The organism is Aidingimonas lacisalsi, from assembly GCF_008079445.1.
Lineage (GTDB): Bacteria > Pseudomonadota > Gammaproteobacteria > Pseudomonadales > Halomonadaceae > Aidingimonas > Aidingimonas lacisalsi.
Map to the genome: position 1 here is coordinate 135,698 of NZ_VRYH01000004.1, position 26,371 is coordinate 162,068.

Genomic DNA, 26,371 nt, shown 5'->3' on the forward strand with positions numbered 1-26,371 from the left:
CTGTCGCCCGAGTCTGGACTGATAATGAAAGGAAGGGGTGTTTTGGTGGATGACACGATAGAGTCACTATTACCCGACGAACTGCTGGCGTTTCTGCCTTGTGCTACCCCTGATGAATGGATCGAAGCGGCGCTCAGGCAGCAGACCCTGTTGTTGATCGATCATGCGCAGTGCGAGAAGAAGGCGGCATCGACGGCCATGAGTCTGATGTATCGTTATGTCGATCGTCCTCTGCTGCTGACCAAGATGTCGCAGTTGGCGCGAGAGGAGTTACTGCATTTCGAGCAGGTGATCAAGTTGATGCAGGACAGGGGCATTGCCTATCGTCACTTGAGCGCATCGCGTTACGCGGCAGGGCTACGCGCCCATGTCCGTGGGGATGATCCGCAGCGCTTGATCGATATTCTCATCGTCGGTGCCTTTATCGAGGCACGAAGCTGTGAGCGCTTCGCTCGATTGATTCCTCATCTCGACGCCGAGCTTGCCAAGTTCTATCGCAGTCTGGTTAAGTCTGAGGGGCGTCATTACGAGGATTATCTGATGCTGGCCCGGGAGGCCGCCGCTGATACCGGCAGTGATGATGTCGATGCGAGAATTGCTTGCTTTTCGATGGAAGAAGAGCGGTTGATATGCTCGCCGGATTCGAGTTTTCGTTTCCATAGTGGCATGCCGGCTGCCGCCTGAGATACGAGGTCACGCAAGAAGGACATCGGGCGGACGACGATTACTAACGTCAGAACAACGCAGGAACCAGATCATGCGGGAAGTCGAGAAGTTATCGTTGTTCGGTCATTTCTCCCTCACCCTCGGTGAGGATGTCCTTACGCAATTCAGTTACGACAAGGTCAAGGCGCTGCTTGTCTATCTATTGTTGCATGAGCAGCCAGTCAACAGGGCCACGCTAGCCGAGTTGCTCTGGCCGGACCAAGGCTTGTCTTCCGGACGGACGAATCTGCGGCATGCCTTGCATTGCCTGCGCCAGTCGTTAGGCAACGATGCCGACCAGGTGCTGGTCGTATCACGGCAGACCATTGCATTCCGGATACCGGAGCGCTGGCAGTTCGATCTGCATGAGCTCAAGGCGTTGCTCGACTCTCCACCGGACGTTGCGACACTCGAAGGCATTATCGAGTCGTATCAAGGCGACCTGGTCGAAGAGTTGCAATTGGCTGCCTGTGCCGAGTTTCAGCGTTGGTTGGTGCGGGTCCGCAGCGAATGGCGTCAGCAAGTCATCGCCTTCGCCGAACGTGTTCTCGATCAGCATGACGATGTCCCCGATCATGTCTTGCGGGCGTTGGTGAGTCGCTTTTCCGGATACGGCCCGTTCCACGAACGTCTGGTACGCCAGTTGGCCGAACATGGCCAGTCGGCGGCGGCTCACGAGCAGTACAATGCCTACTTGCAATTGTTGGCACTTTCCGGTCAGCAGCCAGAGCCGAGTTTCCTGCAATTGGCTCGCTACTGGTCCGAAGGGCATCCCGACATGCAGGGGCTGTCCCCTCAAGGTGCCTTTTCCCGTGCGTTGTCGCTGGAGAGTGCTCCCATTCATGACAGTGAGATCGATCATCGACAGCTGTCGGTCATGGCCATTCGTCTCCGTTTGATCGGCGAGTGCCAGGATCGGGCGGAAACCCGGGCCTGCCTGTCGCTGCAATTCGAGCTGCTCCGTTGGCTAGAGCAGCAATGTCATCATCTAGGGGGCTTTTGGCTGCCGGGGGCGACCGGCGGACTGGGACTGGCCTGCTTCGGGACTCATGGTCAGGCTCATCAACTGGCCGAACTGGTCGCGCTATACGAACACTGCCGACGGGCGCTCCCGGAAGAAAGCGAGCGCCATTGGACAGAGGATGGAGAGGTGCCACGCTTCGAACTGGCGGCAGGGCTCAATAGCGGCCGTGCGGTCTATCTCCCTGAACGTCAGTTGGTCGACCCCCTGGGTCAGGTAACTCAAGGGGCACTGGAACTGATGAGTGCAGCCGATGGGAGTGAACTGGTGATTTCCCAGGAGGCCAGCCAACACATGCCCCCTGCACTGGATCTGCAGCCTCGTCTGTCATCACGTCTTGTGGCCAGTGATGGCAAGGTGCACTTGCGGGCGCTGGTGTTGGGGGTCAATGAAGGGGGACGTGAGGCCTTGCCGCCAACGTTGGTTGGACGTGAATCGGCACTACGCATGTTACGCGATGCGTTGGCGCGGGCCGGCATCGGATTGCGCCAGAGCGTGCTCGTCAGAGGGGCATCGGGAATGGGCAAGTCGGCGCTGCTGGTCGGGTTCCGACAACTCGAACGACACCGGGAAGCTGCAGTTTGCTGGCAACCCAACACCCGCCTGTCGGTTCAAGTGCCTTTTGGCGTTGCACGTCACGTTCTACGTTGGCACATGGGGGAAGACCTCGAAAGGCATCATCTCGACCGCTTGTTGGACAGCATGCAGTGGGATCTCGATGCCGGTCAGCGTGCGTGGCTGGAGGAGGCCTTGGGGCTAAGTGAACCAGCCCAGGCGTCGGCGCTGGTACAGAGCGGGGAAGCTATTGATCTGGTGGTCCAGCTACTTCATCGGCTTATTGAATGGACAACCGCCGATCATCCCCTCGTGCTGATGGTCGACGACCTGCAATGGCTGGATGAGTCCTCCGTCAAGGTTCTGGCCGGCTTGCAGGCACGTTTACCGATCAACTGTCCTTTATTGCTGGTGGCGAGTCACCATGGCCGCGAAGCGCTACCCGTGAAGCTTCGCTGGGACCAGCAGATCGTGCTGGACAGGCTCGATGGCGAACAGTCTTCGCGTCTGTTGTCGCAACTGGCACGACGTTATCGATTACACCTCAGCCCTCGCTTGCGCAGTCAATTGATCGAGCGATGCGATGGTGTCCCGCTGTATCTCCAGGAGATCTGCCGTCGGCTTGATATGGACCGGCGCGAGGGGCGTAGTTTCAACATCGACGAATTGCCGCGAGGGTTGCTCGGTCTGCTGGCCAGTCGCATCGACCAGTTGGATACCGATCGTGATATCGCTCATATCGCCGCCGTACTGGGGCGCCAGTTCCGACTGGATTTTCTGACGGCTTGCAGCCAGTGGCAGGAAGCACGGCTCAAGCGAGCCCTGGAACAAATGTGTCGTCTGGAAATCATCGAGCCTTGTGGACAGGCAGACGAGTGTGATTTCCAATTCAGTCATCAGTTGCTGCAGGAAGCGGCATACTTGTCGTGTCCTCGTGACGTTCGCGTCGGTATCCATCGCCAGATAGTGACGCTGGTCGAGGAGCAGTTCCCCGTCTGGATCAGTCGTCATCCTGGTGACTTTGCGGTGCATCTTCGCCGCAGCGGGCATTATGCCAGGGGAGCGCGTTACTTCGAATTGGCGGCACGCGAGGCGCTCAAGGTGAGTGCCAACCGCACGGCCATGAAAATGTCGGATTTCGGTTTGGCCAGCTTGCGTCACGTCGACGGTCAGAACGAGAGAGAAATTAGTTTGTTGACCGTTCGTGGCCAGGCGGCGTTCGCTCTCGAAGGGCATGGTTCGCCAACGGCTCATGAAAGTTTCGTACGTGCCCGACAGTTGCTGGAAAGCGAAGTGGCCGATCTGGAGGTGGATGAAGAAGAGGACCTTGAACAGCGCTTCCTCGTGACCTGGGGGCTCTGGGTCGGTTGTAGTCAACGGCATGCCCATGCGGATGCGTTTACGCTTGCATCGAAGCTGAGCGATCTGGCGGCCCATCTGGAGGATCCGCGTTATCGGCGGCTTGCCGATTATGCCAGAGCGAATTGCGAGTACTGGGCCGGGCGTATACGCCAGGCTTACGATCACCTGGAAGAGATCGATCCTCTCAATCAACCGATGTTGATCGAATGGCTGCCCTTCTCCGACCATCCGCAGGTAGCGGCCGCCTGTTTCCAGGGATGGGCGCTATGCCTGCGTGGCGATTACCGCCGGGCCGAGCGACAGACCGAGGCTGCCATAAGAATGGCCGAGACCTTCAACCACCCCGGTTCGTTGGCGATGGCCCTGATGTTCGCGGCAGCACTGTATCGTCAGTTGGGGCATGTCCACCTGGCCGGCGACAGCGCTCAACGCGCCTTCGAACTGACCGGCTCTCCCGATCTCCACCTATGGCGGATGTCGTCGCAGTACACGCTGGGCTGGCAGCGGGCCTTGGCGGGCGATAGCGAAGGCCTGGCACAGATCGAACACAGCATGGAGGAATTCAACGAGGTGACGGGGCGTGATCGTTACCAGCGGCCGATCCTCTGGTACGTCGATGCCTGCATTGCGCTGGGTGACTATGGGCGTGCCGAGGACTACCTGGACCAGTGCTTGTTGTTTGCCCAGGAACGGCAGTCCTTGTACGTACCGGAACTGGCATGTCAGCTGGCGCGTGTACGCTACCACCAGGGCCATCCGGTCTCGGTCATTCGCGCCTTGGTCGAACAAGCGCTCGATCAGGCCAGGGAACACGAGAACCTGCACCAGCAGTTGGGGGCGTTGGAATTGTGGTTGACGCTCATCGATCCCGAGGATAACGAAGCACGTCAACGCTTCCGCCGGCTGTTTGGTCAAGTATCGCATACCGATGCGCCGGTACTGGTTCGCTGGCGGACACTGCTCGATCAACGGCAGGCCCACCCAGTCGATGCAGAATTCTGAGACGCATGACACGCTTGGCGTGGTCACTGTCCGGTAGCCGCTTCCCACTCGGCCAGTCGTGCAATGGCCTGGTCCCTGTCGTCTCCGCAGAGCGCCGGGTCGTAGTCGAATCGGCGGCATACCGTGGGGCGCCGCGGGTCACCGAAGAGTTGGCACAGATTGTCCGCATCCAGATTGGCGCAGCGCACGCCGGCAGGTTTGCCATCCGGCATGCCGGGGATCGATGAAGTGATGGATGGAGCAATGCAGCAAGCGCCACACCCGGGCCGGCATTCTCCCCCGGAAGCTGACATGTCTGAAGCGATAAGGTGTTGCATCATGATTCGCTTTCGGCAATGGCGCCTTTACCGATGCCTTCGAAAACCTGCACACGGCAGCGTTTGCCTTCGGCAGTGGCAATCCTCGTGGCAAGCCAGGCGGCGATGTGTTCGATGGTGGTTGGTGTCGTTAGTATGGCGCAGCATGCTTGGGGCAGTCGCAGGTGAAACCGTCCTTGAGACGCGTGATAGCGGATGGTGACGCGTTCCTCGGCATTCCCATCCTCGCTTGCCACGATATCGTTTTCATCAATCAGGTAGCGGCCATCTAGCCACTGGGCCCAATGGGATTCCAGTGCTGGTGCTCGTTTCCCGTCCAGCCGGATGACTAAGCGTGAGCGGTGACCATGCGCTATTCGTTGACAGTTTCCGCGATGGTGCTTGAGCCCATGGCTGTAACGATAACTGGCACCCTCGATCATTTCCGATCGGAGTGACAAGCGTATATCATCGACCCGTGGGGGAGGACGACGGGTCAGTTCTGCGGATAGTTGGTCGGCCAGTCGCTCGGCAGTGATGGCCTTCCAGGGCAGCAGAGTGAAAGATTGGCGCGGTCCGCGCACCTCCAGTGGGTACGGATGGTCTGCATGCAGACATAGCCCCTCGGTACACTCGGTCACCGTAACGCCGGGGGCCTCTGTCGGTACGAGCAAGGTATGGTCTGCACCACGATCGAGCCGGGCTTTGATCCATGGTTTGACCTCACCGAAGTCGAACAGCATGCCATCCTCGCCCAGCTCGCCATCGAGTTCGACGTCGACATGCCAGGAGGCTCCCATCAACCCTTGCTGCGTGCAGTACAGCGAGACATCCATGTGGCTCAAGTCATTGACGAATAGCGTCATCAGTCGATTCCCGTGATCTTATGGGTCTGCAGAGACAGCCGCCATTGAGGAGATCTCAGACAGTAGGCGATGGTGTCGGATGTCGTCTGACGCTCGGTGTCCCATGGGGAGACATCCATGGGCTGCAGATAGAAATGCGTGAAATTCATGGTTTCGAAACGCTCCGGCGGTGCGTCGTCCTGCGGATAGACGAGCTTGAGTTCGTCCCCGCTGGCTAGGGCGAGCTGTCTGCTTCCCTTGGGGCTCACGCACAGCCAATCGATACCGTCGGGGGCGGGCAATGTCCCGTTGGTTTCCACCGCGATTTCGAAACCCCGAGCGTGCATGGCATCGACGAGAGAGGCATCGAGTTGCAACAAGGGTTCGCCGCCCGTGAAAACGACATAGGGTACGGCGGAAGCGGTTGTCGCTGTTGGCCATAACGAAAGCAAGTGCTCGGCCAGTGATGCAGCATCGCTGAAACTCCCACCATGTTGGCCGTCGGTTCCAACGAAATCCGTATCGCAGAATCGGCATGAGGCACGAGGGCGGTCGACTGCACGCCCCGACCATAGATTGCAGCCGCTGAAACGGCAAAAAACACTGGCCCGGCCCGTTCGTGCTCCTTCTCCCTGAAGCGTGTAAAAGGCCTCTTTGATGTGATACATCAGCGAGCCTCCTGACGATAGGGCAGTGGATCGACGAGGCCATTGGAATGAAACGCAGCGAGACGCTCTCGACAACTGCCACACTCACCGCATGCGAGTTCCTCCCCCAGATAACAGGTCCAGGTGGACCGGTAATCCAGGCCCATCGTCACGCCATCGGCGAGTATCTCGGCCTTGGTCTTGTCCAGGTAGGGCGCGATGATCTCGACGGCATCGAAATTGGCGATGGCGGCTACGTCGTTCATTCGCTGCACGAATTCCGGACGACAATCGGGATACAGCACATGGTCGCCACCGTGGGCACCGTAAAAGACGCGGGCGGCGCCGATGTTGACGGCGTTGGCGATGGCTAATGACAGCAGAATCATGTTGCGGTTGGGAACGACAGTCGCAGCCATTGTCTCACTGTCATAGTCACCGCAGGGTAAGGCACGACCGGCATCGGTCAATGCGGATTGGTCGATCAGCCCATGTATGGCGCGGATATCCACGATCCGATGCGGAATGCCCAGCCGTTGACACTGTCGGGCGGCGATATCGAGTTCGCGCCCGTGTCGTTGCCCATAGTCGAAAGAGAGCGCATGGACACGCTCGCCCATGCGTATGGCATGGTGTAGAACCGTAAACGAGTCCATGCCGCCAGAGTAGATGACGACGGCTTCGTTGCCCTGATGGGAAGGCGTGGAGAAGTTCGGCATGAGAGAAGCGCCTGTATCGGAGAATTTGTCCTCCCATCGCATTGCAATGGGTGTCCGGGGTCCGGTCCGAACGTGAGGCGCTATTGTAGCCATCATGGCTGGCGCTGACCAGAATGGGGGTAGCGGATAGGGGACGCGGCCGTTACTCTCGTGGGTCGCAGCAGACCAACCGCCAGGGAATGATATGGCCACTATCGAACACAGTGCGATTCTGCATGCTCCCCCGGAGCGGGTGTTTGCCCTGCTCGAGCGGGTCGAGGATTTCGTCGACTACTCGGATCTCATCCAGGCTATCGAGCCGCTGGGCGACGATTGCTACCGTTGGCATGTGCATGCTGTCGGGATGGACTGGACGTTCGATGTCAAGATCACCGAGTCGCGTTCGCCCGAGGTGCTGGCGTGGGAGTCGCTCGATGGCGTCCATAATCAAGGACGTTATCGTCTGATACCCATTGATGACGGTACGGAAGTCACGCTGACGCTGGTTTATCAGATCCGTAACCGATTCGTGGAACGAGCGGTCAACAAGGCGGCTAAACCCCTCGTCAATCAGGTCAGCCGCCAGATTCTGGAGCGGGTGGAGAGCCGGTTGTAGCCTGGCTCTAGGGCATCAGATCAGGCCTGGGAAGCGACGCGGCCCAGGCCTTGTCGGCGGGCCTGACCGTCGGCACCATAGACGCCATTGTCCGCGGCTTCATGCAGGAAATTGAGCAGCCGCTGGTTATGACTCAAACGATTCTGTATCACGCTGCCATTGAGCTGATTGAGTCGGCGAACGCGTTCGGCGGTATCACAAAAGTCCTGCCAACTGTCACGGCAACCCGCATCGCGGGCCGCTCGGTCGCTACCTTGCCGGCTGTTATCATAGCCTAGCCGTTGGAGTGCCTGGCGACGTTGCGATTCCAGTCGCTCGAGCTCGTCGAAACGCTGTTGCTTGCTCTCCGCCAGGTCGTTCAGCCGTTGACCATCGACCCGGCCGGTGGCCAGAGCCCGACGCTCGTCATCGAGCAATTCGAGCAACGACGACATACATTGATGCTGTTTCTTCAGATGGTCGCTGAGGCTCATGGCGCTTCCTGTGACGACAGAGAGTGTACGTTTTCGTTACTCGCTCGAGGATTGCCCGAGGAGATCGCGGACACTGTCTATCAGTCCGTCGGCGATCTTGTCGGCGCGGATCTCCAGCCGGCCATCACTGATGGCCTGGCGGATCTCTTCAACCCGTGCACCGTCAATATCCTGGCTGGCATCCCCGCTATTCTGGCCGAGATGCGTCATCGCAGCCGGCGACGACGCATCCGTTGTCTCGCTCTTGCTGCGTGACTCTTGCGTCTTTTCGGTGTTTTGCTGCTGATCCGGGCGAGTCAGCGGCTGAGTGCTATCGATTTTCACGAGCGTCTCTCTTGAACGTGTCTTTCCCCTAGTATCGACCAGCGAACAAAGAACTTGAACCCCATTTACAAATCGACCACCAAATGGTCTTCGCCGGTGACTCTGGCCGTCAAGGTCTCGCGATTGCCCAGGCGGACCCTGACCCTGGAGCCCATCCCGCCACTGTCGATGGCTTCGCCTTTGCGTGACACCGAGAAACCATTGCCGCGGGCCTCGACTTTGACTCGGGAACCGCGTTCGACCAGTGCGACTTCACGCAACTGACGCTGCGTTAATGCCTTGCCGGCGGCAAGGAATCGGGTTGCCTGCTGGCCGACGGCTTGCCCGTTTTCGAGAACGGCGTCCCTGGGCAGGCTGCCCAGCTCGGTCTTGCGCGTTGCGAGCATGTCCTGCGTAATCACGGTATCGGGCGAAATATCCTGTGCCGGCACGACGTACTGTCCTATCACCTCGATGGTGGCGCGCATGTATCGCACTTGTTGACCATCGGGGCCACATTTGACGCCTACCGAAACACGGCCGGTCAGGTCGCTGTCTTCATGCGGCAGGAAGGGTGAGGGCGCTTCGCACTCGGCGAGTCTGGCCGATGGCGGGCGCACGTCGATCTGCACGTCTTCACCCAGCTCACTGACACGTTCATACAGGAATTGCTGGACTTGATGAATGACTTCGTCGCTTGCAACGGCATAAGACGGCAACACAGACATCGATAGCACGATGGCCAGCCGGCACAAGCGGCGAAACAGCGAGTATGGCGATAGTGTCATCGTGTCACCCGTCAGTTCGTTCGAACGGTTCGTCTCTGAAGGTCGGTATGGGTTCGTACGAGACGATTCTAGACCGTCTCGTGATCATGCATACGGGAAAATGGCTATTCAAAACGCGCTTATTCATCCCTTTGCCCTGACAAAATCCCCACTATTCTCCACTCTGACAAATTTCCTTTGGTAAACCATCGGGAGTCACCGGTGGCGATAATGAGGCCAGAAGGATGATTGACCAACTTAGTGCCGCCTTGGGCTTTGACAAGCAAGCGCTCAATCTACGCGCACAGCGCCATGAAGTGCTGGCCAGCAATATTGCCAACGCCGATACGCCGAACTACAAGGCGCGAGACTTCGACTTTTCCGAAGAGCTGTCGCGCGTCATGCAGGAAGGTCGCAGCCAGGGCCAAGGGATGGAGCTGCAGGTGACGTCATCGCGTCATATCTCGGGGCAGGCGCCCGCCTCGGCCGGTGTCGATATGCAGTATCGCATCCCTGACCAACCGAGTCTGGATGGTAATACCGTGGATATGGACCGTGAACGAACCCAGTTTGCCGATAATGCCATGCGCTATCAGGCCAGTCTTACCCTGGCCAACAGTCGCATTCAGGGGCTGAAGAGCGCGATGCAACCCGAATAATGAATCAGCAGGAGTGACATCATGTCGATGTTTTCTGTCTTCGATATCTCTGGCTCGGCGATGAGTGCTCAGTCGCAGCGCATGAACGTGACGGCCAGCAATTTAGCCAATGCCGACAGCGTTGCTGGTCCGGATGGCGAAGCCTATCGCGCCAAGCAGGTCATGTTCGAGACGCGGGCCAACCATCAGAGTGGCATCGGCGGCGTTCGTGTCGACGAAGTGATCGAGGATCCCTCGCCGATGCGTCAGGAGTATCAGCCCGATCATCCACTGGCCGATGAGGCGGGATATGTGACCATGCCCAACGTCGAGCCGGCGCACGAAATGGTCAACATGATCTCGGCGTCACGCTCCTATCAAGCCAATGTCGAGGTGATGAATACCAGTAAGCAGCTGATGACCAAGACCTTGACCATCGGCGAGAACTAAACGGAGACAGGGCGATGAGCAATTCCATCGATAGTTCGGTGCTCGATAGCGTCAATGCCGGAGGGCGGTCTTCAGCCAGCCTGGGGAGTACCGCCAGCGGAGGTATCGAGGATATCAGCGACAGCTTCATGACGCTGCTGGTAGCGCAACTCGAGAACCAGGATCCCATGAATCCCATGGAAAATGCCGAGATGACCTCGCAGATGGCGCAGATCAATACGGTCCAGGGGATTAACGACCTCAACTCGTCTCTGGAAGATATCAATAGCCAGATCGACGAGGGGCATACTCTCCAGGCAGCTTCACTGATCGATCAGGGCGTACTGGTACCTGCGGATCACGTGCTGGTCAATGATGGCGCGACCACACCGTTCGGTATCGAGCTGGATTCCCCTGCCGAGGAGGTGACGGCGACGATCGCCAATGAGAATGGCGAAGTCGTGCGCAGCTTCGAGATCGGTTCCCTCGATGAGGGCGTCGAGTCCTTCACCTGGGACGGCACGCTGGAGAATGGCGAAACGGCTCCCGACGGTACCTATCGCGTGTCGGTAGAAGCGACGCAAGCGGGAGAAGCCGTGAGCCATGAAACGCTCGGCTATGCGCGGGTCAGTGGCGTTGCCGAGGGCGATGACGGGCCGTTGCTGGATCTTGGCGGGGCATTGGAACTGGGGCAGATCGGCCTGAACGATGTCCGTCAGATCCTGAATTGATGACGGGAGTGAGCCACTTCCGAGAAAGCGAGACGAGCATTCGACATGACCATGACGTGTTCCGGAACGCAGGCCGGTAGCACCATCAAACGCACAGGGAGCTGAACATGGGTTTTTCACAAGCGCTCAGTGGCATCAATGCCGCCGCCGATAACCTGGATGTGATCGGCAACAATATTTCCAACTCGCAAACCGTGGGTTTCAAGAGTTCCAATACGCAGTTCGCCGATGTGTATGCCGGCGCCGAAGTCGGCTTGGGCACGCGGGTGTCTGCCGTACTGCAGGATTTCTCCGATGGCACGCTCGAGAGCACCGGGCGTAACCTGGACCTCGCCATCAGCGGCGATGGGTTTTTCCGCATGAGTCAGAACGAGCAGGTCGTCTACTCCCGCAATGGCCAGTTGTCGCTGACGGCTGACGGGTATCTGGAGAATGCCCAGGGGGCACGCCTTACCGGGTACCCGGCCGGGGTCGGTGTCGGGGGGCAGCCGCAGGAGTTGCAGGTGCCCTCCGATGCGCTCGAGGCGTCGCCGACGACGGGCATCGATGCCAGTCTGAACCTGGATTCGGGGGTAGATGAGGTTGATCGGGGTGCAACCCCCTTTGATGCAACCGACTCCGATACTTATTCATATTCCAATAGCGCTACTGTCTATGATTCCTTAGGCAATTCTCATGATTTGACCATGTATTTTACCAAGATTGGTGAAAATCAATGGGACGTACATCAGGCCATGAATGGCACAGTCGATGGCGCCAATACCGGCACACTCGAATTCAATAATGACGGCACGCTAAATGAAGCTGCTTCAACATTCGGTACTTTTGAGTTTTCACCTGGGGGTGGTGCAAACGATCTAGACCTTGCCATGGATTTTACCGGGACCACTCAGTTCGGTAACGATTTCGAGCTGAGCTCGCTCAACCAGGATGGCTATAGCTCCGGCAGCCTGGTCGGCACGACCATCGACGATGCCGGCAATATCATCGGCAACTACTCCAACGAGGAGTCCCAGGTGCTGGGCACGATCGCCATGGCCAACTTCCGCAATCCGGCCGGCCTCGATCCGCAAGGCGACAACGTCTGGGCGGAAACCAGCGAGTCCGGCCAGGCACTGTTGGGGCAGGCCGGTCAGGGCGTGTTCGGTTCCATCGAGTCGGGCACCATCGAAACCTCCAATGTCGATCTGAACGGGGAACTGGTCGATCTGATCATTGCGCAGCGCACCTATCAGGCCAACTCACAGACCGTGAAGGTTCAGGACGAAGTGCTGCAGGGCACCGTCAACCTACGTTAATCGGGGGCTGAGATGGACCGCATTCTCTATACCGCGATGAGCGGGGCCAAACAGACCATGGACCAGCAGTCCGTGGTCAGCAACAACCTGGCCAATGCGACCACCACGGGGTTCCGCGCCCAACTGTCCGCGATGCGGGCCGTGCCGGTGCAAGGGGAAGGCCTGCCGACGCGTGTGTCGGTGGCGGCGACGACCCCTGGGGCCGATATGTCGCCGGGGCCACTGAATAGCACGGGACGTGCCTTGGATGTGGCAGTCGACGGGAGCGGTTGGCTAGCCGTTCAAACCGACGACGGTGGCGAAGCGTACACGCGTCGAGGCGATCTGCAAGTCGATGCCGACGGAGTCTTGACCAGTGCCGGCCGGCCGGTCATGGGGGAGAACGGGCCGGTGGTGATACCGCTGGGGGCCGACGTCAGCATCGGTGAGGATGGCACCATCAGCGCGATCGAACCGGGGCAGACTGCCGATGCGATTGCCAATGTCGGTCGTCTGAAGCTGGTCGACCCGCAAGATCAGCAACTGCAGCGCGGGGAGGACGGGTTGTTCCGCACGCTGCCCAACGCTGAGGGCGAGGTCGTACCGCTGGCTCAGGATGAAGACGTACGCCTCGTCAGCGGTTCGCTGGAAGGCAGCAATGTCAGCCCCATCGAAACGATGGTGGCGATGATCGATACGGCACGTCGCTACGACATGCAGATGAAGAGCATAGAGACGGCCGATGAGAATGCGCAGCGAGCCAACAATCTGCTCTCAATCAGCGGCTAATGCGAACCTGACATTCAGGCAGGCGCAGGGAAGATAATCATGATCAAATCATTATGGACCGCCAAGACCGGTCTCGAATCGCAGCAAGTCCAGATGGATGTGACGTCCAATAACCTGGCCAACGTCTCCACCAATGGTTTCAAGAGTTCTCGTGCCGTTTTCGAGGATCTGCTGTATCAGAATATCCGTCAGCCGGGAGCACAGTCATCGGCCCAGGATACGCTGCCGTCGGGCATGCAGGTTGGCACCGGGGTCCGCCCGGTTGCCACGGAACGGCTGCATACCCAAGGCAACCTGGAAAATACCGGCAATTCTCGGGATATGGCTGTCGAGGGTGACGGCTTCTTCCAGGTCATGATGCCTGATGGCACGACTGCATTCACTCGTGACGGCAGTTTCCAGCTCGACCAGAACGGCCAGTTGGTCACCGCCAATGGCTATCCGGTCGAACCGGCGATTACCGTTCCCGAAAACGCCTTGTCCATCAACGTCAGTGAGGATGGCATCGTTTCCGTGACGGAACCGGGGACGGCTCAGGAGAACGAAATCGGTCAGTTGACGCTGTCGACCTTCGTCAACCCGACCGGGCTGGAAAGTATCGGGGGCAACCTCTATCGCGAAACCGAGGCATCCGGTCCACGCAATGACAACATTCCCGGCATGAATGGCGCCGGTACGATTCAGCAGGGGTACGTCGAAACCTCCAACGTCAATGTCGTGGAGGAAATGGTCAGCATGATCCAGAACCAGCGTGCCTATGAAATCAATAGCAAGGCCGTACAGACATCCGATGAAATGCTTGGCCGGTTGAGCCAGCTGTAATCCTGGCGAGGCCATGATGATGAACAAGGACAGGCTGCACCGTTGTTTTCAACTTGCCGTCAGTGTGGCTGCAATTCTGGCATTGGCCGGCTGTGCACAGTTGCCGCGTCCGTCGGTGGTGGGCGAGCAGGAGCAGATCGAGATTCCTGAACCTCAGGAAGGGCAGGCCAATGGCGCCATTTACCAGGCCAGGGGCGGCCATCAGCCATTGTTCGAGGATCGTCGCCCACGTGCGCCGGGTGACGTGTTGACGATCGTGGTCGACGAAGAGGTCAGTGCCAGCAAGGATGCGTCATCGAGCGCCAATCGCAACGGATCGAGTTCGCTGGGGTTGGAACAGTTGCCCGATGCGCTCGAGGCCTTGGCGGAGTACGGTTACGAGCTGGAAGGCGAGAACGATTTCGAAGGCGGTGGCGGTGCCGCAGCCAGCAACTCGTTCACCGGTACCATGACGGTAACCGTGCTTGAAGTCATGAATAACGGCAACTTGCGGGTGCGTGGCGAGAAGCAGATCGCGATCAATCAAGGTGTCGAGTTCATCCGGTTTTCCGGTGTGGTCAATCCGCGTTCGATCAATGGCAACAATCGTGTGCCGTCCACGGAAGTCGCCGATGCACGCATCGAGTATGTCGGTGACGGCTATATCGATGAAGCACAGCACATGGGATGGCTGCAACGGTTCTTCCTCAATGTTTCACCATTCTGACCTGTCTGGCGTTGCCGGCTCGTGTCCACGTTCAAGAGTGTGATTCGCATGACATCGTATCGCTATGTAGTTCGCTTCACGGCATTGTTGACGCTGTTGGTTGGCTTGCTGCTCAGTGCGCCGGCCCAGAGTGAACGATTGCGTGATCTGGCCAGCTTTGCCGGGGTCCGCGACAATGCCCTGGTCGGTTATGGCCTGGTCGTGGGGCTCGATGGCACCGGCGACCAGACCATGCAGACGCCCTTCACGACCCAGAGCCTGGAAAACATGCTGTCGCAGTTGGGAACCAACGTACCGGAAGGGACGAACATGCAGGTGCGTAACGTGGCCTCGGTGATGGTAACGGCCGAATTGCCACCGTTTTCCCAACAGGGCCAGGAATTGGACGTGGTGGTGTCGTCGGTGGGGAATGCGCGCAGCTTGCGTGGCGGTACCTTGTTGATGACGCCTCTCAAGGGGGCCGATGGTGAGGTATACGCCATGGCGCAAGGGAATCTCCATGTCGGGGGAGCCGGCGCCGAAGCGGCGGGCAGCAGTGTGTCGATCAACCAGCAAGCGGGTGGCCGAATCGATGGCGGTGCGACGGTCGAGCGAGAGGTTCCTCTACAGATGGCCGGTGACGATGGCGTCATGGAGCTCGAGCTGAACGACGCCGACTTCGGCACGGCGAGAGACGTGGTCGAAGCCATCAATGGCGAGTTCGGATCTACTGTCGCCAGTGCGGTCAACAGCCGGGTCATTCGCTTGCAGGCGCCATTGAGCGATAACGAACGGGTCAATTTTCTGGCGCGAGTCGAGAGTCTGGATGTCGACCCCGGCGAGGGGCCGGCCAAGGTCGTCGTCAATTCGCGCACCGGCTCGGTGGTATTGTCGAGCGCCGTCACTCTGCATCGTGCCGCCGTGGCTCACGGCAACCTGTCGGTCACGATCAGTCAGCGCTTCAATGCTTCGCAGCCCAACCCTTTCGGTGAGGGGGAGACGGTAGTGACGCCGGAAGCGGATATCAATATCGAGCAGCAGGAAGCGCCGTTGCAGTACATGGACGATAGCGCCGATCTGGTCGATGTCGTGAATGCGCTCAATACATTGGGGGCAACACCGCAAGACTTGATCTCGATCCTTCAGGCATTGAAAGCCGCCGGCGCCTTGCGGGCAGAGTTGGAGATCATCTGATGGCCATCGAAAACGATCTGAGTTCGCAGTTTGCGCTCGATATGCAGGGGTTGGAGCGCATGAAGCAGAGTGCGCGCAATGCTCCACGAGAGGAAATGGCTCAGGCTGCCAAGCAGTTCGAGGCGATTCTGATGCAGATGGTCATGAAAAGCATGCGCGATACGGTACCCGAATCCGGCTTGCTGAGTAATAAGCAGACCGAGTTCTACACCCAGATGCTCGATCAGCAGTGGTCCCAGCATCTGTCCGGACAAGGGCTCGGTGTGGCGGACCAATTGGTCGAGCAGCTCGAGAAGCGCGGCATGGTGCCTGCGGCGGCTTCCGCCAGTAGCGGGAATGATACGAGCGACGATCTCATCGCGGGGATACCGCGCGGGACACCGCGTGTGCTGGGAAGTGACAGCGCAGAAGAGACGGGGCGTGATCCAGTACATGGCATGTTAGCCGATGAACTGGATACCCGGTCCGCGACACCCATGCCAGATGACGCCAGCGACCGACGCATGACGTCTGCATTCGACTCTCACAAGCAAGCCTTCCTGAATGAGCTAGAAGCCCCGGCACGGGCCGCCAGTGACAAGACCGGTGTGCCGGCAGAGGTCATATTGGCTCAGGCCGCGTTGGAAACCGGCTGGGGGCGGCGTGAGATCCCGCGCGCCGATGGCGGGAACAGCCACAATCTCTTTGGTATCAAGGCGGGGAGTCAATGGCAAGGCAAGACCACGGATATTGCCACCACCGAGTATGTCGATGGTGAGGCTCGTAGCGTGCGGGATCGGTTTCGCGTTTACGATGACTTCGAGTCCGCCTTCACGGACTATGCGCGTCTGATCGGCGACAATCCCCGTTATGCCGACGTATTGACGGCATCTTCGCCGGAAGCGGCGGCACGTGAGCTCCAGAGTGCCGGTTATGCCACCGATCCCGCGTATGCCGACAAGCTGATTGCGGTCATGGAGGGCATGAGGGCCGAGCGGGGCGATGACGCGCTACCCGCGACGGCTCGCCGAGATACCTTCTCGACCGAGCAGGTACCCACCCGCATTTTCTGATCAATGAGGCCGGTTCCGGCTCAAGTTTTTCGACGATAGGCCGATAATTCGACTAGTACCGCCTGGGGAAGGGAATCATGAGTATCTTTTCGATAGGTTTGAGCGGGCTCAATACGGCACAGCAAGCGCTCTCAACGACCAGTAGCAATATCAGCAACGTCAATACACCGGGATACAACCGCCAGTTGACGCTGCTGGGCGAAAACGTGACGGGGGGCGGCGTTCAGGTGAACGACGTGCAGCGTCAGTTCGATGAATTCGTCGCCGAACAACTCAATGCCGCCAAGAGTACCTCGAGTGCGCTCGAGGCCTATGAAGGGCAGATCAGTCAGGTGGACGACCTGCTGGCGGACCGCGAGGCCGGATTGTCGCCGTTGATTCAGGATTTCTTCTCGTCCATGGAAGACTTGGCGGGGGCGCCATCCGATCCGGCATCCCGGCAAGGGGTGATCGGTAACGCCGACACCTTGTCCGCACAGTTCCGTTCCTTCGACAGTTACCTGAATGACATGCAGTCCGGCATCAATGGGCGTATCGAGGATGGCGTCACCGAGCTCAACAATTCAGCGCAAGAGCTGGCGAGCTTGAATAAAGAGATCACCTTGGCCAAGGCCAAGAACGGGGAAGCGCCCAATGGCCTTCTCAATCAACGTGACCAGTTGATTTCCGATATCAGCGAGATCGCCAACGTGGATGTCGTCAAGCAGGACGGCGACACATATAACCTCACGATTGGCAACGGTAAACCGCTGGTATCCGGTGACCGGGTCAATACACTGGAAACCATGAGTTCCAACGCAGACCCCGAGCGTACCATGGTGGGCTATCGCGACTCCGGCGGTAACCTCCAGGAGCTCGGCGCGGAAACGTTCGAAGGTGGTGAACTGGGCGGTTTGATGCGCTTCCGTGAAGAGTCGCTCGATAAGGCCCAGAACCAGATTGGTCAGTTGGCCATTACGATGGCCGCGGAATTCAATGATCAGCAACGCCAGGGTGTCGACCTCGATGGGGAGCGGGGCGGCGACATGTTCTCGATTGCCGCGCCCAAAGCCATCGCCAACGATACCAATACCAGTGATGCGAGTATTGACGCTACGTTTACCGATACCCGCGAACTGACGACCGGCGATTATGATATCCAGTACGATGGTACGGACTATACTGTGACACGACGGGATACGGGGGAAGACGTCGCCTTCGAGCAGGATGGTAATGAGCTGACGTTCGATGGCGTTCAAGTGACATTGGATCAAGAGCCGGATGCCGGCGATCGCTTTCAGGTACAGCCGACCCGCGAGGGAGCCGGTGGTATCGAAAACCTGATCAACGATGGGGCCGATATCGCGGCCGGTCAGTTGCTGTCCGTCGACGCCGATGAGGGAAATGGCGGCGATCTTGCGGCCAGTGATGTCCGTACGGCGGAAGGCTACACGCTGAATCCGCTGACCATGGAGGTCTCGGGGGCGGATGCGGCGGCAGGCACCTTTACGTTGGAAAACAGTGCCGGTGGCAATTTGGGTGCGGAGGTCCTCGTCAATGGCGAGACAGCGACCGATCCGGCCAGTGTCGACCTGGAGGTCGGCGACACCCTGACCATCGATGGGGTGAGCATGACGCTCGACGGCATGCCTGAAGACGGTGATACCTTGTCCATTGACGAGGCGGCTACCGGAACGGGGGACAACCGCAACGCCTTGGCCATGCAGAACCTGCAGGATCGGGATATGGTCGACAATCAGGCCAGCTTCAGTGAGGCGTATGCCTCCATGGTCAGCGATGTGGGCAACGATACCAACATCGCCCAGGTCAACCTGGACGCCCAGCAGGGGCTCACCGAGCAACTGCGTGAGGTGCAGCAGTCGGAATCCGGCGTCAATCTCGATGAAGAAGCGGCCAACCTGGTGCGCTACCAGCAATTCTATCAGGCGAATGCCAGGGTCATAGAAACCGGAACCACCTTGATGGATACCATCCTGGGACTGCGTTGATCCGGTAAACAAGGAGTGGGAGAGCGCGATGCGTATCAGCACCGTTACCATGTTCGAGCAAGGGTTGTCTTCCATGAATCGCCAGCAGAGCGATTTCATGCAGGTCGGGCAGCAGATCGCCAGCGGCCGTAAGGTCGTCAATCCTTCCGATGATCCACAGGCTGCCTCGAGAGCCGTCGGTGTCTCTCAGTCACAGGCCGTGAATGAACAGTATGCCGATGCCCGCGTCAGCGCTCGCAACAGCCTCAGTCAGGAAGAGAGTGTCTTGAATAGCGTCAGCGATGCGATCACCAGTGCGAAGACGCTGCTGATCCAGGCGAGCAATGACACCCTGAGCGATGCCGACCGCGAGTCCGTGGCCAGCGAGCTGAACGGTATCTATGAAACCTTGATCGGTCAGGCCAATAGCACCGATGGCAATGGTCGTTATCTGTTTGGCGGGTATCAGGAGTCCGATCCGCCGTTCGTCAGCAGTAACGGTCAAATCGAGTATGTCGGCGACGATCAGGTCAAGGAGCAGCAGATCGATGCCTCGCGCAAGATGCCTTCGGGAGATAGCGGCGAGGACGTCTTCAACAGCGTTCCCAACGGGGCCGGGTATGTGGCGCGTGCCGATGACGGCAATACGGGCGATGTGACGTTCAAGGGACCCAACCGTGTCGACGCCACTGCCGCCGGCTATGGGGAGTCCTACGACGTCGAATTCTACGAGGATGCCGGTGAGATGCGGGTGCAGGTGCTCGACGAAGCCGGCGATCCCGTATCACTGAATGCCGGTGGTGACACCAACCTGGCTTACGATAGTCTGCAGGGTGGCGAGGTTCCTTTGTCATTCGCCGGCATGGAAATGACATTCAAGGGTGACGCCCCTGGCGATGGTGACAGCTTTCAGGTGAGGCCGGCCGAAGCGGGTAATACCAGCCTTTTCAAGAGCATGGAAGATGCCATCACGGCGCTGGGATCCGAAAACCAGACACCGGCGGAGGCGGCCAGTTTGCGTAATACGCTGTCGAGCGTCAGCCGTGAACTGGATAATAGCCTCGATAACGTACTGACAGTGCGAGCGTCCGTCGGTGCCCGAATCAACGAACTCGATGTGGTCGATGCCGTCGGTAATAATCGGGCGTTGAGTTACGAAAACAACATGTCGGAACTCGTCGATCTGGATTATGCCGAGGCGATTTCCGAGTACAGCCTGGCGCAGGTAGGACTTCAGGCTTCGCAAAAGGCTTTTGCCGATATCAATAGCATGTCGCTATTCGATCAGATCTAGCTTGGCAGTCGATCGGTAGAGAGGGGCCCCTGGATGGGGCCCTTCGTCGTGTCGGGGTATCGGTTGCAGGGCGCGATGGCCGGATTCGCCGCTTGGCCATTCAATTCAATGGCGCCAGAGTGTCCAGCATGTCTTGCATGAAGAATAGGGTTTCGGTGAATAGCCGTTCCAGGAAACGCTGATAATCGGTCATCAGCACCATCAGTAGAATGATCCCCGTGATCAACGACATCGGAAAGCCGATGGAAAAGATGGTGAGCTGCGGGGCGGCACGGTTGAGGATGCCCAGTGACAGGTTGATGATCAGCAGCGACCCGACCAATGGCAACGCCAGCAACATGCCGGAGAGAAAGATCGTTGAACCGAAGCGCGCCAGCATTTCAAACCCGCCGGCATTGAATCTGCCTAGCCCTATCGGCAACGTATCGAATGTCGTGGCCAGGATTTCAATCACGATGAGGTGTCCGTTCAAGGCGAGGAACATCAGCAGCGCTATCATGTAGAAAATGCGGGATAGCACCATGGAGTTGGCGCCGGTATCCGGAGAAAAGAAGGTCGCAAAGGCGAGCCCCATTTGCAGACCGATGAATTCGCCGGCCGCCTGAACGGCAGCGAACATGACGCGTGTCACGATTCCCAGCGATATGCCGATCAGTACCTGTTCCACCATGACCCCCAATCCCGCCCAGGACATGACAGGGATATCCGGCATGGGGGGAAGCGTGGGCGCGACAACGACGGCAAGCAGGGCACCTAACCCGATCTTGACTTGATTGGGTACGCTACTATGTCCCCACAGAGGCGAGGCCATGAAGAAGGCCGTGATGCGGGTGAACGGCCACAAGAAGGCGACCAGCCAGCCGTGCAGTTGCGCGAATGTGACCTCGACCATGCCTAGCTGATCATCGTCGGTATATTGCTGAACAACTCACGGGTAAAATCGGTGATCACCTTGAGCAGCCAAGGGCCAGCGAAGGTGAGTACAGCGAACACCCCCAGCATCTTGGGGATGAAGGATAATGTCATCTCATTGATCTGTGTGGCGGCCTGAAAGAGACTGACGAGCAAGCCAATACCCAGGGCCGTCAGTAGTAGGGGCCCGGCCAGGAATAGCGTGACACGCATCCCTTGATAGGCCATGCTCATGACCATTTCCGGTGACATGCAATTACCTCCTGGACGCCGTGCGTCAGATCGGGACCCGCGATAGCCGTAGCCGTCGTCGGATCATAGGTCGTGGAACCTGGTTTACAGGTAAAAACTTTCCGCCAATGACCCCACCAATAATTGCCATCCATCGACCAGAACGAAGAGCATGAGCTTGAATGGCAACGAGATCGTGGCGGGCGGAACCATCATCATGCCCAAAGACATCAGCACGCTGGCGACGACAAGATCGATGATCAGAAAGGGGATGAAGATGGTGAAACCGATCTGGAAGGCGGTCTTCAATTCACTGGTGACGAATGACGGTAAAAGCACCTGCAAGGGAACATCCTCGGGGCCCTGCATGTCGCCGATATCGGCGAGTCGGGCGAACAGCGCAAGGTCAGGCTCCCGTGTTTGTGCCAGCATGAATTCACGGAAGGGTTGTACCCCGCGTTCCAGGAAGGTCGTGAAATTGATCTCGTCATTGGATAGCGGTTGCCAGGCGACGTTATAGACGTCGGTAAATACGGGCGACATGATGAACAGGGTCATGAACAGGGCCAATCCGAGGATCACCTGGTTGGGAGGCGTCGACTGTGTGCCCATGGCGGTACGTAGCAGACTCAAGACGATGATGATGCGAGTGAAACTGGTCATCATCAGCAGCATCGCCGGCAGAAACGCCATGGAGCTGAGCAATAGCAGGGTCTGGAGTTGAATGGACCACTGCTGACCACCATCGGCCGTTGGCTGGCTGACGATACCGGGGATTTCCTGAGCGATGCCCTGGGTAGGTAACAGGGTCAGCAGTACCAGTGGAAGGGCCAGGTACAGTGATTTGATACCATGACGCTTGGATTGACGCCTCACCGTTGACCTCGTGTATTGCGTGATGCAAAGCGTTGACGGGTGTTGTCCTTCATGGCGCGAGCAAAGCGTGCAGCAAAGCCGTCATTGGCCGTTTGTGACGTATCCAGATCGGCCTCCTCGTCGACGGGAGCCGGGAGGTCGTGCAGCTTGTTGACTTGACCGTTGGCCACTCCCAGTACCAGCCAGGTATTGTCGACGGCAACGATGACCACTCGCTCGCGTTGTCCGACCCCGACGCTGCCGACGACTTCCAGATGGCGTCCGCCCATATGGCGGTGTGCACCGAACCGTTTGAGCAGATAACTACACAACAGGATCAAGCCGATCACCAGCGCCAGCACGGCGGCCGTCTTGCCCAGTGCAGTCATGCTCAACAAGGAGTCGCCATTGGAGGCGGCAGCGTCCCAGCCTTGACTCGAGAGGGCGTCGAGCCCGCTGGTGTCCACACGCGGGCCGTTTCCTTGCATGTCGGCGGATGGTTCGCTCATCGGTTGAGTTTCTGTACGCGTTCAGAGGGCGTGATGATTTCCGTGATACGAATGCCGTACTTATCGTCCACGACCACGACTTCGCCTTGAGCGATCAGGTATCCGTTGATCAGAATATCCATCGGTTCTCCGGCCAGACCGTCGAGCTCGATGACGGATCCCTGAGCGAGTTCCAGCAACTGTTTGATGGTGATGCGCGTTCGGCCCAACTCCACAGTGAGTTTGACCGGGATGTCCATGATCATTTCCAGGTCGCGCATCCCACTGTTTCCGGCATCCTTGTCCAGTGGTTTGAAGACCTGATCACCAGCTGCCTGCGAGGCAGAACTCGTGTCAGCCTGAGGCTCCGGGTCGGTGGCGGATGACTCGTTCGCTTCCTGTTCGGCAAGTGCCGCCGCCCAGGGGTCTTCTTCGCCACCATCGGCCCCTTGTTCCGCCATGGCGTCCGCCCAATCGTCTTCACCGGTGGTTCCGTCTTGATTTTCAGGGTTCTTGGGATCAGTCATTATCAGATTCCTTGGCTTGCGGCGTCGACTGTTTGACGAAGGCGTCCTCGGTGGGCTGTTGGCCCGGTGCATGATCGATCAGTTGCTTGACTCGTAAAGCGCGCTGGTCACTCTGGCTGCCATAATCGCAATGCATCACAGGGACGCCATCGACATTGGCCGTGACGGTGTCCGGCAGTTCGATTGGCAGTACGTCTCCCACCTTGAGGGACATGACGTGCCCGATGGTGGACGGGATATCAACAAAATCGGCGATCAACTCCACGTTGGAGTGTTTGATCTCGCCGGCCATCCTCTGACCCCATAGACGATCTTCCTCGGGATGGCTATCGGTCAGAGGGCCGGACAGTTGATCCCGCAAGGGCTCGATCATCGAATAGGGCATGCATATCTGGAAGTAGCTGCTGAGATTGCCTACCTCCAGATGAAAGGTGCTGTTCACGACGATTTCGTTGGGCGAGTTGGTGATATTGGCGAACTTGATCTGCATCTCGGAGCGGACATACTCCAACTCGAGGGGGTAGACCGAGGCCCAGGCTTCTTGATAGCCGTCGATCGCCAATCTCAGCATGCGCTGAATGATGCGTTGTTCCGTGTGCGTGAATTCCCGGCCCTCGGATTTGGTCAGGAAGCGCCCATCGCCGCCAAACAGATTATCGACCACCATGAAGACGAGGTTGGGTGGAAAAAGCACCACTGCCGAGCCACGTAACGGTTTCATGGCGATCAGATTGATGTTGGTGGGTACCGGCACGTTACGCGCAAAATCGCTGTAGCTCTGATAACGCACGGTATCCACCGTGATGTCGGCACTGCGTCGCAAGAGATTGAACAGACTCATGCGGAAGTGGCGAGCAAAGCGCTCGTTGATGATATCCAACGCATGCAGTCGCTCGCGAATCACACGGTGCTGCGTGGCGGGATCATAGGGTTTGATGCGCGCATCATTTCCCGTTTCGGCGGTGGGCGCCGATTCTTCCTCACCACTGACGCCCTTGAGAAGGGCGTCAATTTCATCCTGCGATAGCATATCGTCTTGGGACATAGCGCTCGAGCACTTCCGTAGTCTGTCTCGCCCGTCGTCGGTTGACGTTTACTGGACGATGAATTCGGTATACAACACGTCATCGACGGACAGTGGCTCCTCGCTTCCCCCGATAGGGCGTTCGAAGAGACTGATAACCTCGTCCGTCAATGCTTCCTTGCCCTTAGGCGAGGTCAATGCTTCAGCATTCTGACTGGACATCAACATGATCAGCCGGCTCCTGACCTGCGGCATGTTGTCTTTGAGTCGTCGTTTCGTTGCTTCGTCAGTGACTTGTAAGGACAAACCGACATAGAGCAGTCGCTGGTCGTATTCATCACTTTGTAAGTTGACGGTAAACGGCTCGATCTTGATGTAGCTGGGTTGAGGAGCGACAACCTCCTGTTGCTGTTCACCTTCCGACTGTTGTTCGCCGGTATCTCCACTGGTTTCGTCCAGTAGATAGTAGACCGCCGCTGAACTGCCCATGGACAGGAGGATGATCAGTAAGCCCAGGACCCACCAGGGTTTGCGTGTTCCGCCGCTACGTTTCTTCGCCATTATATTTGCCATCTTGCTGTCGGTCGGCCTCGTACGGTGCGCCTAGGCGCACGTCGAAGACACTGAAGATTATGGCGATAGCCAAGCCATCGTCATGGTTCGAAAAGACCGGGCTATTGCGCTTATCTTCACGCTTTGCATTCGGCATTTCCGGTCTTGATACGAGTTATCGGCGGCAATCGGCTCGAATGTAGGCCGAATTGAATCGCGCTGACTGCCGATCAGGCATATAAGTCGACGCGGCCATTCAAGGCAGATGACAAGCTGTCGGCCGACAGGACATCTGCCGGTTGATCCTCGAGTGCAACACTGCCATCAAGGCCGGATGCGGAGCCGGGATAACGGCGGCCGGATTGATCGTTCGCCAATCCGGCTTGTTGCTGCTGTCCTTGGGGGTGGTCACCGACCATGGCCTCACCGAGGGAGATGCCCTGTTCCTCGAGCGCTTCCCGTAGTTGCGGTATGGCTTGCTCTATGGCTTGCCTGACCTGGACCTGAGACGACAGGAATTGGGCCTGGGCGCCTTGGTCCCCGACTTTCAGGCTGACCGACAAGGGGCCTAGTTCGGGCGGATTGAGCTTGAGATCGATCTGCTGTTCACCGCTGCGAGACAAGTTGACGAGTTGCTGTCCGAGTTGTTGTTGCCATGCCTGGCTGGCTACGGGTTGCGTCAGCGTGGCAGTGGGCGTGGCGCTCGTGGCGGCGGCAGTTACCGGCTGTGTGTTGCCATTGAGCGATGCAAGGCTTGGCGACGGATCGGCATGACGGGCGGAGCCGTCAGCGCGTTGTTGCATGAGGTTGTCCTGAAAGTTGAATTCTTTCCAGGCGCCTTCCGCGTCGCCTTGAACCGCCTGCATCATCGGATTGGCTGGTGTGGCTCCCGGTTGCTGCGTATTCCAGGCGGCTTGAGCCAAGACGTGTCGGCTGATGAGGCTCTCAGAGGAGCCTGTATTGTTCGGGTTGCCCGACGAGGCGGTGTTGCCAACCGCTGTTCCCGGCGTGTCGCTTGCCGCCATTCCCGACGCGTTTCTCACTGTCGAGGTCATGGTGTCGGAGAACGTTTGCCCGCCGCGTTGAAGTACGCCGTTGTCGATGAAACTCGCCGTGATTTGAGCCAGTTCGCTGGTGTCATCGAGTTGCGTTAGCTGTTCCTGAATGGCAGCCAATGCTTCCTCGCTGGAGAGAGTGTCGAGATCGATGCCGTCGGCAGTTAGCGCTTGACCGAGTGCTGAGTCCTCGTCCAGGAGGCCATCAGCGGTCAGCCCTTCGACGAGCGCCTGGCTGTCCAGTCCTTGTCGGTCGAGTACGGCGCCCAACTCATCAGCCAGGGTCCCGAGCATATCCTCCGAGAGCGTCTCGGGGTTGCCCAGGCGTTCCATGATCTGACGTAAGGACAATGTGTCTTCCTGATCCTGTTGCATCAAGTTCGATGGCAGTTTGCCGGAATCCGCCGTCGAGGTTCCCTGATGTTCACGTGCCACCTGTTCGAGCTGCTGGGCAAATGACGACATGTCTCCGCCCGCATCGCGCGGCTGGCCGGAGGCGGGGGTCGATGACTTGCCGGTAGCGGCCAGTAATGTGGTGATGTCCATGTGGCCTCCTTTT

The 26,371-nt window shown here is 58.4% G+C and carries 29 protein-coding genes; 14 read left to right on the forward strand and 15 right to left on the reverse strand.

Features of this window, described 5'->3' with window-relative positions; translation table 11 throughout:
• The first annotated feature begins 24 nt into the window (after window positions 1-24).
• Entirely contained in the window at window positions 25-684 is a 660-nt protein-coding gene (miaE, locus tag FVV99_RS09650) for a tRNA-(ms[2]io[6]A)-hydroxylase (RefSeq protein ID WP_148253872.1), read from the forward strand.
• A gap of 73 nt (window positions 685-757) precedes the next feature.
• On the forward strand, window positions 758-4,645 hold the full coding sequence (locus FVV99_RS09655) for an AAA family ATPase (protein WP_148253873.1): 3,888 nt from the start codon (window positions 758-760) through the stop codon (window positions 4,643-4,645).
• Between the two features lie 23 nt (window positions 4,646-4,668).
• Here FVV99_RS09655 and FVV99_RS09660 read toward each other — a convergent pair whose 3' ends face one another.
• The 4 genes from FVV99_RS09660 to queC are packed head-to-tail and all read right to left on the reverse strand — an operon-like array spanning window position 4,669 to window position 7,152.
• Window positions 4,669-4,965 (reverse strand): YkgJ family cysteine cluster protein, encoded by a 297-nt coding sequence (locus FVV99_RS09660; protein ID WP_148253874.1) that lies wholly within the window; start codon window positions 4,963-4,965, stop codon window positions 4,669-4,671.
• A complete protein-coding gene (locus tag FVV99_RS09665) occupies window positions 4,962-5,807 on the reverse strand; it encodes a 6-pyruvoyl trahydropterin synthase family protein (RefSeq protein ID WP_148253875.1) in 846 nt (281 codons plus the stop codon). The genes FVV99_RS09660 and FVV99_RS09665 overlap by 4 nt, the downstream gene beginning before the upstream one ends.
• The gene (gene queE / locus FVV99_RS09670) at window positions 5,807-6,454 is read right to left on the reverse strand and encodes a 7-carboxy-7-deazaguanine synthase (RefSeq protein WP_148253876.1); all 648 of its coding nucleotides are present in this window, start codon (window positions 6,452-6,454) and stop codon (window positions 5,807-5,809) included. Before queE ends, FVV99_RS09665 begins: the two co-directional genes overlap by 1 nt.
• A complete protein-coding gene (queC, locus tag FVV99_RS09675; RefSeq protein WP_148253877.1) occupies window positions 6,454-7,152 on the reverse strand; it encodes a 7-cyano-7-deazaguanine synthase QueC in 699 nt (232 codons plus the stop codon). The genes queE and queC overlap by 1 nt, the downstream gene beginning before the upstream one ends.
• Window positions 7,153-7,336: 184 nt before the next feature.
• Between queC and FVV99_RS09680 the strand changes: the two genes are divergently transcribed.
• Entirely contained in the window at window positions 7,337-7,747 is a 411-nt protein-coding gene (locus FVV99_RS09680) for an SRPBCC family protein (RefSeq protein WP_148253878.1), read from the forward strand.
• 20 nt (window positions 7,748-7,767) lie between these two features.
• On the opposite strand, the gene FVV99_RS09685 is transcribed toward FVV99_RS09680, so the two are convergent.
• From FVV99_RS09685 to flgA, 3 genes are all read right to left on the reverse strand, one after another.
• Window positions 7,768-8,220 carry a flagella synthesis protein FlgN gene (locus FVV99_RS09685; RefSeq protein ID WP_148253879.1) on the reverse strand — a complete coding sequence of 151 codons (453 nt, stop codon included), beginning with the start codon at window positions 8,218-8,220 and terminating at the stop codon, window positions 7,768-7,770.
• A 36-nt stretch (window positions 8,221-8,256) separates the two neighbouring features.
• Window positions 8,257-8,544 carry a flagellar biosynthesis anti-sigma factor FlgM gene (flgM, locus tag FVV99_RS09690; RefSeq protein ID WP_148253880.1) on the reverse strand — a complete coding sequence of 96 codons (288 nt, stop codon included), beginning with the start codon at window positions 8,542-8,544 and terminating at the stop codon, window positions 8,257-8,259.
• 65 nt (window positions 8,545-8,609) lie between these two features.
• Entirely contained in the window at window positions 8,610-9,311 is a 702-nt protein-coding gene (flgA, locus tag FVV99_RS09695; RefSeq protein ID WP_148253881.1) for a flagellar basal body P-ring formation chaperone FlgA, read from the reverse strand.
• A 224-nt stretch (window positions 9,312-9,535) separates the two neighbouring features.
• On the opposite strand from flgA, the gene flgB reads away from it, so the two are divergent.
• The 11 genes from flgB to flgL all read left to right on the forward strand — a co-directional run bounded on the left by flgB (window position 9,536) and on the right by flgL (window position 20,168).
• Window positions 9,536-9,949, forward strand: coding sequence for a flagellar basal body rod protein FlgB (flgB, locus tag FVV99_RS09700; protein ID WP_148253882.1), 414 nt, complete (start codon window positions 9,536-9,538; stop codon window positions 9,947-9,949).
• A gap of 21 nt (window positions 9,950-9,970) precedes the next feature.
• Window positions 9,971-10,378, forward strand: coding sequence for a flagellar basal body rod protein FlgC (gene flgC / locus FVV99_RS09705; protein WP_148253883.1), 408 nt, complete (start codon window positions 9,971-9,973; stop codon window positions 10,376-10,378).
• 14 nt (window positions 10,379-10,392) lie between these two features.
• On the forward strand, window positions 10,393-11,088 hold the full coding sequence (flgD, locus tag FVV99_RS09710; RefSeq protein ID WP_148253884.1) for a flagellar hook assembly protein FlgD: 696 nt from the start codon (window positions 10,393-10,395) through the stop codon (window positions 11,086-11,088).
• A 107-nt stretch (window positions 11,089-11,195) separates the two neighbouring features.
• Window positions 11,196-12,386 carry a flagellar hook protein FlgE gene (gene flgE / locus FVV99_RS09715; RefSeq protein ID WP_148253885.1) on the forward strand — a complete coding sequence of 397 codons (1,191 nt, stop codon included), beginning with the start codon at window positions 11,196-11,198 and terminating at the stop codon, window positions 12,384-12,386.
• Between the two features lie 12 nt (window positions 12,387-12,398).
• A complete protein-coding gene (gene flgF / locus FVV99_RS09720; protein WP_148253886.1) occupies window positions 12,399-13,154 on the forward strand; it encodes a flagellar basal-body rod protein FlgF in 756 nt (251 codons plus the stop codon).
• Window positions 13,155-13,193: 39 nt separating this feature from the next.
• On the forward strand, window positions 13,194-13,976 hold the full coding sequence (flgG, locus tag FVV99_RS09725; protein ID WP_148253887.1) for a flagellar basal-body rod protein FlgG: 783 nt from the start codon (window positions 13,194-13,196) through the stop codon (window positions 13,974-13,976).
• 16 nt (window positions 13,977-13,992) lie between these two features.
• On the forward strand, window positions 13,993-14,682 hold the full coding sequence (locus FVV99_RS09730) for a flagellar basal body L-ring protein FlgH (protein ID WP_148254185.1): 690 nt from the start codon (window positions 13,993-13,995) through the stop codon (window positions 14,680-14,682).
• A gap of 48 nt (window positions 14,683-14,730) precedes the next feature.
• Window positions 14,731-15,855 (forward strand): flagellar basal body P-ring protein FlgI, encoded by a 1,125-nt coding sequence (locus FVV99_RS09735; protein ID WP_148253888.1) that lies wholly within the window; start codon window positions 14,731-14,733, stop codon window positions 15,853-15,855.
• Window positions 15,855-16,907 carry a flagellar assembly peptidoglycan hydrolase FlgJ gene (gene flgJ / locus FVV99_RS09740; RefSeq protein WP_148253889.1) on the forward strand — a complete coding sequence of 351 codons (1,053 nt, stop codon included), beginning with the start codon at window positions 15,855-15,857 and terminating at the stop codon, window positions 16,905-16,907. The genes FVV99_RS09735 and flgJ overlap by 1 nt, the downstream gene beginning before the upstream one ends.
• Before the next feature lie 77 nt (window positions 16,908-16,984).
• Window positions 16,985-18,895: a flagellar hook-associated protein FlgK gene (flgK, locus tag FVV99_RS09745; protein ID WP_148253890.1), complete on the forward strand. Its 1,911-nt coding sequence runs from the start codon at window positions 16,985-16,987 to the stop codon at window positions 18,893-18,895.
• A gap of 28 nt (window positions 18,896-18,923) precedes the next feature.
• Window positions 18,924-20,168: a flagellar hook-associated protein FlgL gene (gene flgL / locus FVV99_RS09750; RefSeq protein WP_148253891.1), complete on the forward strand. Its 1,245-nt coding sequence runs from the start codon at window positions 18,924-18,926 to the stop codon at window positions 20,166-20,168.
• A 100-nt stretch (window positions 20,169-20,268) separates the two neighbouring features.
• Here flgL and fliR read toward each other — a convergent pair whose 3' ends face one another.
• The 8 genes from fliR to FVV99_RS09790 form a co-directional block, all read right to left on the reverse strand.
• Complete coding sequence (gene fliR / locus FVV99_RS09755) at window positions 20,269-21,060, reverse strand: flagellar biosynthetic protein FliR (RefSeq protein ID WP_148253892.1); 792 nt, start codon at window positions 21,058-21,060, stop codon at window positions 20,269-20,271.
• A 2-nt stretch (window positions 21,061-21,062) separates the two neighbouring features.
• Window positions 21,063-21,332, reverse strand: coding sequence for a flagellar biosynthesis protein FliQ (fliQ, locus tag FVV99_RS09760; RefSeq protein ID WP_148253893.1), 270 nt, complete (start codon window positions 21,330-21,332; stop codon window positions 21,063-21,065).
• A gap of 84 nt (window positions 21,333-21,416) precedes the next feature.
• Window positions 21,417-22,151, reverse strand: coding sequence for a flagellar type III secretion system pore protein FliP (gene fliP / locus FVV99_RS09765; RefSeq protein ID WP_148254186.1), 735 nt, complete (start codon window positions 22,149-22,151; stop codon window positions 21,417-21,419).
• A 32-nt stretch (window positions 22,152-22,183) separates the two neighbouring features.
• Complete coding sequence (fliO, locus tag FVV99_RS09770) at window positions 22,184-22,675, reverse strand: flagellar biosynthetic protein FliO (protein WP_236645361.1); 492 nt, start codon at window positions 22,673-22,675, stop codon at window positions 22,184-22,186.
• Window positions 22,672-23,181: a flagellar motor switch protein FliN gene (gene fliN / locus FVV99_RS09775; protein WP_148253894.1), complete on the reverse strand. Its 510-nt coding sequence runs from the start codon at window positions 23,179-23,181 to the stop codon at window positions 22,672-22,674. The genes fliO and fliN overlap by 4 nt, the downstream gene beginning before the upstream one ends.
• Window positions 23,174-24,226 (reverse strand): flagellar motor switch protein FliM, encoded by a 1,053-nt coding sequence (gene fliM / locus FVV99_RS09780; RefSeq protein WP_148253895.1) that lies wholly within the window; start codon window positions 24,224-24,226, stop codon window positions 23,174-23,176. Before fliM ends, fliN begins: the two co-directional genes overlap by 8 nt.
• A gap of 48 nt (window positions 24,227-24,274) precedes the next feature.
• Window positions 24,275-24,766 carry a flagellar basal body-associated protein FliL gene (gene fliL / locus FVV99_RS09785; protein ID WP_236645362.1) on the reverse strand — a complete coding sequence of 164 codons (492 nt, stop codon included), beginning with the start codon at window positions 24,764-24,766 and terminating at the stop codon, window positions 24,275-24,277.
• 221 nt (window positions 24,767-24,987) lie between these two features.
• Window positions 24,988-26,358 (reverse strand): flagellar hook-length control protein FliK, encoded by a 1,371-nt coding sequence (locus tag FVV99_RS09790; protein WP_148253897.1) that lies wholly within the window; start codon window positions 26,356-26,358, stop codon window positions 24,988-24,990.
• Between the last annotated feature and the right edge of the window lie 13 nt (window positions 26,359-26,371).